We start from the raw sequence: 12,469 nt of genomic DNA, 5'->3' as shown, positions 1-12,469 counted from the left end.
CTTATTGCTCCAGCAGTACGCTGACCTGACGGCGGATTTTTTTCATATCCGACGGTTTGAAGCCCGCGTGTACGGCGCGCAACTTGCCCTGTTTGTCGATCAGGTAGGAAGTTGGCATACCGCGTACCTGATACCGTTGGGGGGAGTCGCCCTGGCTGTCATGCAGCGTTGGGTAGCTGACCGGGAATTGTTTCAGAAACTGGCGTGCGTCTTTGATGTCTTCGTCGAGGTTGATGGCGAGCACCTCAAACGGCTGGTCTTGCAGCTGCTGGCGCAGGTCGTTCAGCAACGGCAGGGACTTGCGACACGGGCCACACCAGGATGCCCAGAAATCCAGATACACCACCTTGCCGCGGTATTGCGACAGACTGAGGGTGCCTTTCTGGGTCAGCAACGGCAGCTTAAACCCCGGTGCCGGATCTCCCAGTTCCAGCGCCTGGCTGAGCGGGGCTAACAATAACGACAGTAGCAGGACAAAAATTCGCACGATAATTCCTTATTCAGTTCAGCTGAAGATATCAAACGCCGTAAAGTTTAGCGGATAGTTGGTACTGATGGGGCGATCATGAATGCCCATCAGCTGGCGCAGGGCATTATTAACATGGTGAGGCCCGAGAATATCACCATTCACATCGGCAAGACCGGTCTGGCGATTGATCTTCTGAGCGCGGAAATCAGTGCTGGAGGCCCCAAATACCCGGCCGCCGGTACTGTAACCCTGTGGATGTAATACCATCACGCTGCTGATGGGCCAGTGGTCTTTGCCATTGCCGGAGTTGTAATACGGGGTACGGCCAAAATCTGAGCCGATGACGATGGTGGTACGGTCGGCAATACCGGCGTATTCCAGTGTTTTTTGCAGGAAATGAACGCCTTCCAGTAAATCGCCTAAACGCGGATACGCGTTGGCATCGTGGTTGCCGTGCGTATCAAAACCACCGACATTGAGGTTGGCACTGGCTGCCAGGTTGGCCTTAAATGCAGCACTGACCACTTCCGCCTGGCTTTTTAAGGAGCGGGCGCGGTCGGTGTTCCAGTGCTCGTCGCGCGAGACGTTCTGCTTAATGTCTTCCAGGTGAACGGTCAGTGCCCCCAGATTGCTGTCGCTGCTGCGTACGGTAAATAACTGGCTTAACTGGGCCCGTCGTTGTGGCAAGGCTTCGCGGTTTTGCTGGCGCTGTAAACGCGCCTGTTGCGCTTGCCGGATCTGGCCATAGATATCGGTTTGCTGATCACGGGAGCGGTAGTTCACGCCGTGAACAAAGCCGTCGCCGGCATCGGTATAACGCCGGTTCGGGTCGGCAATTTCACTGATAAACCCCGCACTGTTAGCCCGTGCCCGGGCGACTAATGAGTCGGTAAAATCGTAACCGCCGTTGCTGATAAAGGCCATTGGCAGTGTCGGAGACACGGCCGCTGCGTATAACGCGCTGATTGACGGGTAGCCGATCTCATCATTGCCTGACCAGGTTACCCGGCTGCCGGTATCGTGATTGTTGGTGCCGTTATCGATGCCGTTGATGACCGTGAGGCGGTCGCCATAACCGCGGAAAAACTGATCAAACTGCTGTTCAATGCGGCTGCGTACGGCGTCGTCATTGGAGACAAACTCGGGGATGGCACTCCAGCGGATCTGGCCAAACTGTTTGTTGTTATCCAGTGCGACGGAATTGGTTGACCCCTGATGACGGCTGGAATTATCGCTGTAAGCCTGGTTCAGGCCTTTGGGGTCGCAGATGGAGGTCGGGTCCCAGCCGCCGCCGGCATTGACCACCACCAGATACTGTCCGGGAGCGGTTGCCGCCTGAGCGCGGGCGCTGAAGGCCGGCAGGTTGGTGGTGATTCCGGTGGCGGCCAGCAGCTGTAAGAATTGACGTCGTTTCATGGCAGCCTCCTTATTGGTACACAAAGCGGTAGTCGGATAATAGATAGGTCAGCACAGCGACCCAGCTGCGTACCACGTAGTTGTTGTCATCGGTGATACGCTGGCGCCGGTCTGCAGGCGCAACATCGCTGTTATTGCTGGTGTCCTCAAAGGCTGCAGCGGTGCGGCCATCCTCACGGAAGTCGCGGGTCGCCTGGCATGGGTTACTTCTGGGCCAGGGGTCGAAGTCGTTAGGGGAAGCCATCATGATCTGGCCCTGATTAAAAACGTCCATAAACAGCTGATAGCTGGCATTCAGCTCGGCACTGTTGTCGCTCAGCTGTTCGCCTAATAAGGTCCAGTGCAGGTGTTGCAGATTGCGTCTGATCGCGGCGATGGCCACGGCATCGGGGGCACCGTTTTCGTTCAGTGGGCTGCTGCTGGTTTCGACATAGGGGAATAACCGCCGTTTGCTGTTATGCCAGCTGAAGTCGTAAGGTACCGCGCGGCAGGCCATTTCCACCGCCATGCGATTCTGGATGGCCACCATCAGACCGCTGGGTTCACGGATACGCTCAATAATCGAGTCCGAGTCCATGCCGCCTAACATCAGGCGATTACTTTCGTAACGCAAATCGTCCCAGACAATGCCCAGTGTGGCACGCAATTTCCGCTGCAGTTGTTCCGGGCTGAGGAACTGGCTGGAACCGATGTGCAGGTTGGCTGGCCGGGCCGTGGTATTCACCGCAGCAGCACGGTAATAGGGCGTCATAATGATGCCTTTAATGGCGGTTTTGATGTCCCAGTTGTCGGCCACCATCGCCTGGCCAATGGCGTTCAGTACCGAGCGTTGCTCGTTGAAGGCGCTGATATCGGCATCGCTGGCATGTTCGCCGGGAGATAACAACGGCTCCTGGCCGACCAGGCCTTTATACAGGGTGCGCACTGTGGCACGGATAAAGCGTGGATCGGCGGCAATCTCATTACCCAGCCATTGCAGCATGTTGCGGAAATAACCGGTATCACCGGATAACGGCACTTTTTTCCCGCCCAGACCGGCAGGTTCAATGTCGGAGCTGTCCCAGCGGTTAACTGAAGTATTACCGGTAATAATGTACTGGCCACGGTCGGTCCAGTGCTGGAACGCCGACGCCACCGGATCCATCACCTGATGGCAGGCGTAACAGGCCGGATCCAGCAGGGTTGGGTTGGGCATGCCGTTGCCAATGCCATCGCCGGGGCGATCCCCCTGAATTTTCAGGATATCGGTGTCGAGGAAATAATCGAACACAATTTTTGAGCGATGACGATTACGGTTGGTAAAGGTTGTTGGGTAGCGGTTCAGGAACATAGCTGACGTTAATACGCCGGCATGGGGAATGCCATTGCTTTCATACTGCAGCGCTTTGTTGATGCGTGCCGGGCGGAAATCATCCGGGTCCCAGCTCAGACTCTGGCCGTCAGCTTCGCATACCGGTTGTGGCAGCTGGCGGAAGCTGGCGTTTTTATCCAGCAGTTCGGCCTGGTAAACCTGCTGGCTGTACCAGTTCACCATGATAAAGTCGGCGGTCATAAACAGCGTGTGTGGCAGATCGTTTTTAGCCGCATAACGCACCAGCTCCAGTGGCTCGCGGGCGACGGCATCGTTACTTTGGGTACGGGCGCAGTTGCGCAGGTTTCGTAACGGATCGCTGTCGCCCTGGCTGGGGTACTCATCGTTGTACCATTTGCGGTTCGGGAAATCGTCGTTATCAAGCAGATTGATGCCGCCTTCGTTCAGGTTGCGGCTGAGGTATTTATCGGTCAGCAGCTGCTCGTTAAATATTTCCATTAAGGTCTGGTAAAACGCGTCTTCAGTCATCATGCCGGATAACACCTGGCTTAAACCGCTGTCGCCGCGTTGTTGTACCTGAGCAACTTCAGAAGCATTGGGTAAGCGGCCAACCAGCTGCAGGGCTGCCTGACGTAAGGTGGTTTGCTGACTGCTGTTGCTGACCCCGGTCAGGCTGGTGGTATTGCCATTGAGAATGCGATCGTTAAAGGCCTGGAGGATAAACTCGGCGGTGTCGCTGGCGCAGTCGCCGACGCAGCGTGAGGTTTTGCCCACCGGCATGGTGCGTTCAATTTCATCGGCTAACACACTCAGGGTTGAGCAGGTGGCGCAGCCCACCAGTGACGAGCCGGACGGCGTACCATTGCCATCGGCACCGTGGCAGCTGGCACATTGCGTCAGGTAGTGCTGACGCCCTGACTCGTTGACCTGGCCGGCAACAAAGCCATCACCGCCGGCGGATGCACCGCCAACGTCGCCGGAATAGTCGTTGATACAACCACTGAGGGTCAGACAAGCCAGCAGCAGCCATAAGGCCTGCCAGCCAATGTCGGTGTGTTTGTTCATGAAAGTTCCTCTGCCACCAGAATCCGGCGTCTTCCTGCTGGCGCGTCTGCCAGCGACGTTATCGTTGTTGTCAGCAAACCATAGCAGAGGTGTGGTGCGAATAATGTGACTGATTGTTGAAAAACGCTGGCACTCTGGTACCAGGTTGTCGACTTTGTCGCCTGGCGTGTGTCAGTGGCTGCGGTAACCGATGCGGAAGCCTCCCCAGTGACGGCCGTTGACCTCAATAGGCACGGATAAATCGTGCATCACTTCACCGGTATCGCGTTTGTAAGTTTGCAACAACATAGGCCGCGTATTGGCGCCACAGCGTGAGCCGGTGCGATCGGAAAAAATGCGTTTGGTGCGGTTGTTGGCCAGATCGGTTTGATAGTCGCCGGTTAATGGCTGACTGAAGCATTTGTTGTGGGTGGGGAAGTAGCCGTTATTATCAACTGCGCCAGCGTAGATAAAGGCTGGCTGGCGTTGCAGGATGGGCTCCTGGATCGCCGGTAACACCTGATCGGTAAACTGATCAAAACCACTGCTGTGTTTTTGTGGATTGGTGTTAGCGATAGGCTGGTAGTTACGGTCAAACAGGGCGGACTCGCTGATGCGGCCATCACGCAGTGCCTGCTCGAAACATTCGCTGATGGCCTGGCTGGCTTGCCGGGCTTCAGCCAGGGCCTGTTGATGGACGCCGCTGAGCACCTGTTCGCCCATGGCTTCATAAATATGTTCAGCGCTTTCGGATAACGATAACGAGCGGCGTGAAATCGTACGGATATCCTGTTCGTTGTCGGATAATCGGTGACTGGTTTGTTGCAGAATATCGGAAATCTGATGAATGCTCTGGCTGTTTTGTTCAACGCTGCTGTGAATGGCTTTAATGGCTTGCTCGATGGTATCGGAATAATGAAAGATTTCGTTCAGGTGTTCGCCGATTTCGCGCGTCATCGTCATGCTCTGGTCAATGGTATTGCTGAGTGACTGGCTGTTGGCAACGGTTTGTTTGATTTCCTGGTTAATCTGTAACACGGTTTTGCCGATTTCTTCGGTGGCATTGGACGTTTTAGCCGCCAGGCCACGTACTTCGTCAGCAACCACTGCAAAACCGCGGCCCTGTTCGCCGGCGCGGGCGGCTTCAATCGCGGCATTCAGGGCCAGCAGGTTGGTTTGTTCGGCGATGTCGCTGATAACGCTGGTCACTTTCTGAATCTGTTCGGACTTGGCTTCCAGTTGTGCGACCAGTTCGCCGTTGGCGTGGGTTTGCTGCAGGGTATTTTCCATTTGTGGCAGGATCAGCTCCAGTGCCTGTTTGCCTTTTTGATTGGCTTCTTTGGCGGTATCTGTGGTGCTGGAGGCTTGTTGTGTCTGGCTGGCAATGTTGTTGATGCTGTCGCGAATAGCATCGGTCGAAAAAATCAGTTGCTGGGTGTCGTTCAGTTCATCGTGAATTTTGCGTTGTAGCTGGTCGGCGCCAAAGGCCACTTCGGCGGCGGCGATGGCGATATCGCCGCCATAGCGGGCGATGTTTGTGTGCAGTTCTTCATTCTTGTCAGGCTGGTCGTTGTCCTGTGGCGCCGCTGGTGCGGTGCTGCCGGGCAGTATGCTGACCAGTGTGGCCGTAAGGATTGCCGGTATAGCGATGGCCAGCAGGTTGTTGTCGCTGATAAATGCACTGATGACGGCCAGCAGCAGGGCAGTGGTCAGGGTCAGCAATAGCCTGATGCCAGGGGTGAGGCGGCTCATATCGGATTCCTTGCCAGGGGTTTTCTTCAGTTTAGACAAGGAGTCATTGTTGTGCGCAATCAATCGGCTAAAAACGATCAGGTATAGCGGATTTGGGTTTAACGGATTGAGCGAGGAGTTTTTGTATCAAAGGGGTGGTTTGTATCGAAGGATATGGTGCCCAGGGGGAGACTTGAACTCCCACGGCCGTGAGGCCACTAGCACCTGAAGCTAGCGTGTCTACCAATTCCACCACCTGGGCGAGGTGTTCACCTGTGCTCATAACGTTTGCCATAACCACTGAAGGTTATGGTGCCCAGGGGGAGACTTGAACTCCCACGGCCGTAAGGCCACTAGCACCTGAAGCTAGCGTGTCTACCAATTCCACCACCTGGGCAAGGCGTTCAGCAAAGCTGAATAAAGTGTATCTGCGAAAAATGTGGCACCAACTATCAATTGATAATTGGTGCCCAGGGGGAGACTTGAACTCCCACGGCCGTAAGGCCACTAGCACCTGAAGCTAGCGTGTCTACCAATTCCACCACCTGGGCATTTTTCATTCAGTAACGAGTAGAGAGTTACTGAATCATTGTCACTGACCGAGATACCGAAGCGTACCTGCAATAACTGGTACCAGAGGCCGGACTCGAACCGGCACACCCGTTAAGGCGGGGGATTTTGAATCCCCTGCGTCTACCAATTTCGCCACTCTGGCAAATCGGTGTCTGTTGTGTCAGTGGCGGCGCATTCTACAGATGATATTTGGGCTGTCAACAGTTTTTTCTAAGGATTTCCTTAACTTAGTGGCGCTTATCCGGTAATCTTGGCGCTCTCTGATGTTACCGCTTATTGGTAACCTGAGTCCGGCCTTCCTGAGCGATATGTCATGAGGGTATCCACCACCGATGCAGAATGTACAGACCAGCCGAAACCGATGAAAACCAGTGATTTTAATTTTGACCTGCCGGATGAGCTGATTGCCCGTTATCCGATGGCAGAGCGCAGTGCGTCGCGTTTGTTGTGCCTGGACGGGCGTGATGGCGCTGTTGAGCATAAAATTTTCCGCGATATCGAAGCACTGCTGCAACCGGGGGATTTGCTGGTATTCAATAATACCAAGGTGATTCCGGCGCGCTTGTTCGGCGAAAAAGACAGTGGTGGCAAGCTGGAAGCACTGATCGAACGGGTGCTGAATGACCGCGAAGCACTGGCACATATCAAATGTTCCCGTTCGCCTAAGCCGGGCCAAACGATTTATCTGGGTGGCGGAAAAGCAGAGGGTACGGCGGTAGAGGTACTGGCCCGCCAGGGGGCGTTATTTCATCTGAAATTTGTTGCGGATAAACCCTTACTGACGTTACTGGATGAGGTCGGTCATATGCCGTTGCCGCCCTACATGGAGCGGGATGATGGCGAAGAAGACAAAGACCGCTATCAGACGGTGTATGCAGAAAAACCCGGTGCCGTGGCAGCCCCGACGGCGGGTTTACATTTTGATGATGCATTGATGGCGCGACTGCAGCAAAAGGGCGTCAATTTTGCCTATGTGACGCTGCATGTGGGCGCTGGCACGTTCCAGCCGGTTAAGGTTGATAATATTCACGATCATCAGATGCATTCGGAATACATTGAAGTCTCTCAGGATGTGGCGGATGCCGTGCGTAGCACCCGGGCTGCCGGTAAGCGCGTGATTGCGGTTGGTACAACCTCGGTTCGCAGCCTCGAAAGTGCCAGTCAGAGTGGCGAGATAGCGCCGTTTTATGACGACAGTGAAATTTTTATTTATCCGGGTTATCAGTTCCGCAGTGTGGACGCCATGATCACCAATTTCCACTTGCCGGAATCGACCTTGATTATGCTGGTGTCGGCCTTTGCCGGTCAGCAGGCGGTGATGGCGGCTTATCAGCAGGCGATTGCCGAACGTTACCGTTTTTACAGTTATGGCGATGCCATGTTTGTAACCCCAGCTGGTGAGCCAGCTGTTTCTTCAGATAATTAATCGGGTGTGACTATGACTCGCGAATGTTTTATGAAATTTGAGCTGCACTCGGAAATTACCGATGGCAGCAGTCATGCCCGCCGCGGCACGCTGAAATTCCCCCGTGGCGAGGTGCAGACCCCGGCCTTTATGCCGGTTGGCACCTACGGTACGGTGAAGGGCCTGAATCCGGATCAGATTAATGATCTGGGGGCCGATATTATTCTCGGTAATACTTTTCATCTGATGTTGCGTCCGGGAACGGAAATCATCAAACAACACGGTGATTTACACGATTTTATCGGCTGGGATAAACCCATTCTGACTGACTCCGGTGGTTTTCAGGTGTTCAGTCTGGGGGATATGCGCAAAATCACCGAAGAGGGCGTGACCTTTCAGTCGCCGGTAAATGGCGAAAAAGTGCTGATGACGCCGGAAAGCTCGATGCAGGTGCAGCGTGACCTGGGGTCGGATATCGTGATGATTTTTGATGAATGTACCCCGTATCCGGCCACCGAGCTGGAAGCCGCCACTTCCATGCGGATGTCGTTGCGTTGGGCGCAGCGCTCCAAAGATGCCCATGGTGATAACCCGTCCGCGCTGTTTGGCATTATTCAGGGCGGCATGTATGAAAGCCTGCGCGATGAATCGCTGGCCGGGTTAACGGATATCGGTTTTGATGGTTACGCCATTGGTGGCCTGAGTGTGGGTGAGCCCAAGCCCGATATGATGCGCATCCTGAAACACACGGCGCCGAAAATGCCCCACGACAAACCGCGTTATCTGATGGGGGTTGGCAAGCCGGAAGACTTAGTGGAAGGCGTGCGTCGTGGGGTAGATATGTTCGACTGCGTGATGCCCACCCGTAATGCACGGAATTCACATCTGTTTACCTCAACCGGGGTGTTAAAAATCCGTAATGCTGCCAATCGCACCAGTACCGCACCGGTGGACGATGAATGCGATTGCTACACCTGTAAAAATTTCACCCGCGCTTACCTGCATCATCTGGATAAGTGTAAAGAAATATTGGGTGCCACTTTAAATAGCATTCACAACCTCCATTATTATCAGACGCTGATGGCTGGTTTGCGCCGTTCTCTGGAAGAAGGTACATTTGCCGACTTTGTGGACGAATTTTACGCCAAGCGTGGGCTGGAAACGCCAGCGCTGGACAATAATGAGCCGGACCATAACGAATTGTAATAACCCGGTGTTAGTCTCAACACCGCAATAAACTTGGGGAATTTTAAATGAAAGCATTGTTAGCCGCTCTGGCTTTAGCCACTTCACCTCTGGCCTTCGCAGAAGGTGCTGCCGCTCAGCCAATGGGTATGACCGGCCAGCTGATTTTTCTGGGCGGCTTCCTGCTGATCTTCTACTTCCTGCTGTGGCGCCCGCAAAGCAAACGCCAGAAGGAACATAAAGCGCTGGTGGGTGGCCTGAGCAAGGGCGACGAAGTGGTGACTGCCGGTGGTATGCTGGGCAAAATCACCAAAGTTACCGACGACTTTATTGTGATCGAAGTAGCCAGCGGTGTTGAGCTGCCGGTTCAGAAAGTTGCGGTTACCGCCGCGCTGCCAAAAGGCACCATTAAAGAAATTAAGGCGTAATTACCTTAAAGGCCCGTGCTCAGTAACGCTGAACACGGGCTTCTTTTTATCAGACGGCAACCGCAGCAGGTTAGCCGTCTGTTATCGTTTTTAAGGTTGTAGTTAAGGGATAAGTGCAGTTCTATGCTCAATAAAACACCCATCTGGAAACACATACTGATACTGCTGGTGCTGTTGCTGTCAGCGATTTACGCAGCGCCTAACCTGTATCCACCCGATCCGGCGATTCAGGTGACGCCATCACGTTCCGGTGCGGAAATGAGCGAAGCCACGCTTCAGCGCATCCGCAGCGCATTAAATAACCGCGATATTGAATTCTTTGGTGAAGAGGTTAATGGCAGTACGGCGCTGTTCCGTCTGAAACAAACCGCCAGTCAGCTGCCGGCCAAGGCCGCGGTGCAACGCTTGTTGGGTGATGAATTTGTGGTGGCGTTAAACCTCGCACCGACCACGCCGGAATGGTTATTAAATCTGGGTGCCGGCCCGATGACGCTGGGTCTGGATTTATCCGGTGGTGTGCACTTCCTGATGGAAGTGGATATGGAAGATTATTTGTCGGGTAAATTTAAAAATTATCGCGATGAATTACGTACCCGGTTACGGGAGGAGGGGCTGAAATACCGTCGTATTCAGACTGAAGGTTCTAACCTGCGTATCAGCTTCCGTGACGCCGCGGTGCGCGATGAAGCGTCGTCGTTTATTTCTTCTAACTACAACGAATTTATCCGCCGCAGTGAAGACAAAGACGAATATTTTGATCTGGTTTTGCAGGTGACGGAGCAGCAGGTTAAATCGTTTGAAGACTATGCCATCAAACAAAACCTGACCACCATCCGTAACCGGGTAAACGAACTGGGCGTGGCTGAGCCGCTGGTGCAGCGTCAGGGTCGTAACCGCATTGTGGTGGAACTGCCTGGTGTGCAAGATACCGCGGAAGCGAAAAAGATCCTTGGTAAAGCCGCTAACCTGGAATTCCGTCTTGAGGCGAAGCCGGGTGCCAGTCGTTTCCAGACCGACGAATATCCGTTCCGCAACGATGAGTTCCGTACTGCACGGCTGCAGAAAACCGTCATCACGACCGGCGACAGCGTAACCAATGCCCAGCCGTCGTTTGATGAAAATGGTTTCCCGCAAGTGAATATTGATCTGGACGCCAAGGGTGGCGCGCGGATGAAGCAGGTTACCCGCAAAAATATCAAACGCCGCATGGCGGTATTGTTTGTCGAGCGTAAGCCGAAAACCACCTATGAATTAGTCGATGGCGTCGAAACGCCGAAAACCATTCAGGTGGTGGAGAAGTCGATTATTTCGCTGGCGACTATTCAGAGCACGCTGGGCTCCAGCTTCCGTATTACCGGACTGGAATCGGCGGAAGCGTCTGAGCTGGCCTTGTTGTTACGTGCCGGTGCATTAGCGGCGCCGATGTTCTTTGTTGAAGAACGGACGGTTGGCCCGAGCCTGGGTCAGGAAAACATTGAAATGGGTGTGAACTCGGTACTGGCTGGTCTGGCTCTGGTGCTAGTGGCTATGGTGGTGTTCTACCGCCTGTTCGGCATGGTGGCGAATATTGCGTTGCTGGCTAACCTGGTGATTCTGGTGGCTATGATGTCGATTATCGGCGCGACGCTGACCTTACCGGGTATTGCCGGTATCGTGTTAACCGTGGGTATGGCGGTGGATGCCAACGTCCTGATTTTCTCCCGTATCCGTGAAGAATTATTAGCCGGACGGTCGCCACAACAGGCGATTCACGAAGGCTACGATCGTGCATTTGTCACGATTCTGGATGCCAACCTGACCACCTTGCTGGTGGCGGTTATTCTGTTCGCTGCGGGAACCGGTCCGGTGAAAGGTTTTGCTGTTACTCTGTCGTTCGGCATTATCACATCCATGTTCACCGCCATCGTACTGACCCGTGCGATTATCAATGCCATTTATGGTGGCCGTCGTATTGATTCCCTGTCTATCGGAGGTCAGGCATGAGCAAAGTACCGAATTATGACTTTATGAAACTGCGTCTGGCCGCGATGGCGTTGTCAGCGCTGTTAATTGTGGTTTCTATTGGTTCACTGGCGACCCAGGGATTAAACCTGGGGCTGGATTTTACCGGCGGTACTTTGCTGGAAGTGGAATATCAGCAGCCTGAAGATCTGGATAAAATTACCAGTATTCTGGATGGTGCCGGCTACAAAGACGTGACGGTACAGAACTTCGGTTCTGAAACCGATGTGCTGGTGCGTATGTCGGAAGCGTTCCGCGATGATCTCGGCAACGAAGTTCTGGATGTATTGCAGCAGCAGGCAGAGGGCAATCCGATTGTGCTGAAACGGTCGGAATTTGTTGGTGCTAACGTCGGTGAAGAATTACGCGACCAGGGTGGTCTGGCATTATTGCTGGCGCTGTTTATCGTTATGGTTTACGTAGCGGCCCGTTTCCAGTTTAAGTTCTCAGTCGGTGCCGTGGCGGCGTTGTTTCACGATGTGGTGATTATCCTCGGCTTCTTTTCCCTGTTTCAGTGGGACTTTAACCTCACGGTGCTGGCCGCGTTGCTGGCGGTGATTGGTTATTCGCTTAACGATACCATCGTGGTTGCCGACCGAATCCGGGAGAACTTCCGTATCGTACGTCAGGGTGGTGCGATTACTGTGATTAATGAGTCGCTGAACCAGACACTGGGACGGACCATCATGACCTCGTTAACCACCGCGCTGGTATTGGCCGCGCTGATGGTTGTTGGTGGTGAAATGATTCACAACTTCTCACTGGCATTAATGATTGGTGTGGTTGTGGGGACCTATTCATCGATTTATGTGGCAGCGAATATTCTGCTGTTGATGAATATCAGCCGCGAAGATCTGATGCCGCCGGAGCTGGAAGAAGTGGACGACCGTCCATAATTTCACCCG

The 12,469-nt window shown here is 53.9% G+C and carries 9 protein-coding genes and 4 tRNA genes; 5 read left to right on the top strand and 8 right to left on the bottom strand.

Annotation, left to right across the window (positions count from 1 at the left end):
* Position 1: 1 nt before the first annotated feature.
* From ACFOMG_RS09190 to ACFOMG_RS09155, 8 genes are all read right to left on the bottom strand, one after another.
* Positions 2–487, bottom strand: coding sequence for a TlpA family protein disulfide reductase (locus ACFOMG_RS09190; RefSeq protein ID WP_376866164.1), 486 nt, complete (start codon positions 485–487; stop codon positions 2–4).
* Positions 488–505: 18 nt separating this feature from the next.
* Positions 506–1,885 (bottom strand): DUF1501 domain-containing protein, encoded by a 1,380-nt coding sequence (locus tag ACFOMG_RS09185; protein WP_376866163.1) that lies wholly within the window; start codon positions 1,883–1,885, stop codon positions 506–508.
* Positions 1,886–1,895: 10 nt separating this feature from the next.
* On the bottom strand, positions 1,896–4,262 hold the full coding sequence (locus tag ACFOMG_RS09180; protein ID WP_376866162.1) for a c-type cytochrome: 2,367 nt from the start codon (positions 4,260–4,262) through the stop codon (positions 1,896–1,898).
* A gap of 171 nt (positions 4,263–4,433) precedes the next feature.
* The gene (locus ACFOMG_RS09175) at positions 4,434–5,993 is read right to left on the bottom strand and encodes a methyl-accepting chemotaxis protein (protein ID WP_376866160.1); all 1,560 of its coding nucleotides are present in this window, start codon (positions 5,991–5,993) and stop codon (positions 4,434–4,436) included.
* 154 nt (positions 5,994–6,147) lie between these two features.
* Positions 6,148–6,234: transfer RNA gene (locus ACFOMG_RS09170), tRNA-Leu, on the bottom strand.
* Between the two features lie 48 nt (positions 6,235–6,282).
* Positions 6,283–6,369 (bottom strand) — tRNA-Leu (locus ACFOMG_RS09165).
* Positions 6,370–6,436: 67 nt separating this feature from the next.
* Positions 6,437–6,523: transfer RNA gene (locus ACFOMG_RS09160), tRNA-Leu, on the bottom strand.
* Between the two features lie 77 nt (positions 6,524–6,600).
* Positions 6,601–6,687: transfer RNA gene (locus ACFOMG_RS09155), tRNA-Leu, on the bottom strand.
* Between the two features lie 219 nt (positions 6,688–6,906).
* Here ACFOMG_RS09155 and queA point away from each other — a divergent pair.
* From queA to secF, 5 genes are all read left to right on the top strand, one after another.
* Entirely contained in the window at positions 6,907–7,971 is a 1,065-nt protein-coding gene (gene queA, locus ACFOMG_RS09150) for a tRNA preQ1(34) S-adenosylmethionine ribosyltransferase-isomerase QueA (protein ID WP_376866158.1), read from the top strand.
* A 30-nt stretch (positions 7,972–8,001) separates the two neighbouring features.
* Positions 8,002–9,156 (top strand): tRNA guanosine(34) transglycosylase Tgt, encoded by a 1,155-nt coding sequence (gene tgt, locus ACFOMG_RS09145; RefSeq protein WP_449237027.1) that lies wholly within the window; start codon positions 8,002–8,004, stop codon positions 9,154–9,156.
* A gap of 47 nt (positions 9,157–9,203) precedes the next feature.
* A complete protein-coding gene (yajC, locus tag ACFOMG_RS09140; protein ID WP_376866155.1) occupies positions 9,204–9,563 on the top strand; it encodes a preprotein translocase subunit YajC in 360 nt (119 codons plus the stop codon).
* A 123-nt stretch (positions 9,564–9,686) separates the two neighbouring features.
* On the top strand, positions 9,687–11,546 hold the full coding sequence (gene secD / locus ACFOMG_RS09135; protein WP_376866153.1) for a protein translocase subunit SecD: 1,860 nt from the start codon (positions 9,687–9,689) through the stop codon (positions 11,544–11,546).
* Positions 11,543–12,460 (top strand): protein translocase subunit SecF, encoded by a 918-nt coding sequence (secF, locus tag ACFOMG_RS09130; protein WP_376866152.1) that lies wholly within the window; start codon positions 11,543–11,545, stop codon positions 12,458–12,460. The genes secD and secF overlap by 4 nt, the downstream gene beginning before the upstream one ends.
* Positions 12,461–12,469: the final 9 nt, after the last annotated feature.

The sequence above is a fragment of the Bacterioplanoides pacificum genome (assembly GCF_042648445.1).
GTDB lineage: Bacteria > Pseudomonadota > Gammaproteobacteria > Pseudomonadales > Oceanobacteraceae > Bacterioplanoides > Bacterioplanoides pacificum.
This window is presented reverse-complemented; position numbering and strand designations above follow the sequence as displayed.

Bases quoted from the DNA above. Each gene is read 5' to 3' on its own strand.
- ACFOMG_RS09185 (WP_376866163.1), bottom strand. From the start codon at position 1,885: ATGAAACGACGTCAATTCTTACAGCTGCTGGCCGCCACCGGAATCACC.
- ACFOMG_RS09180 (WP_376866162.1), bottom strand. From the start codon at position 4,262: ATGAACAAACACACCGACATTGGCTGGCAGGCCTTATGGCTGCTGCTG.
- ACFOMG_RS09175 (WP_376866160.1), bottom strand. From the start codon at position 5,993: ATGAGCCGCCTCACCCCTGGCATCAGGCTATTGCTGACCCTGACCACT.
- queA (WP_376866158.1), top strand. From the start codon at position 6,907: ATGAAAACCAGTGATTTTAATTTTGACCTGCCGGATGAGCTGATTGCC.
- tgt (WP_449237027.1), top strand. From the start codon at position 8,002: ATGAAATTTGAGCTGCACTCGGAAATTACCGATGGCAGCAGTCATGCC.
- yajC (WP_376866155.1), top strand. From the start codon at position 9,204: ATGAAAGCATTGTTAGCCGCTCTGGCTTTAGCCACTTCACCTCTGGCC.
- secD (WP_376866153.1), top strand. From the start codon at position 9,687: ATGCTCAATAAAACACCCATCTGGAAACACATACTGATACTGCTGGTG.
- secF (WP_376866152.1), top strand. From the start codon at position 11,543: ATGAGCAAAGTACCGAATTATGACTTTATGAAACTGCGTCTGGCCGCG.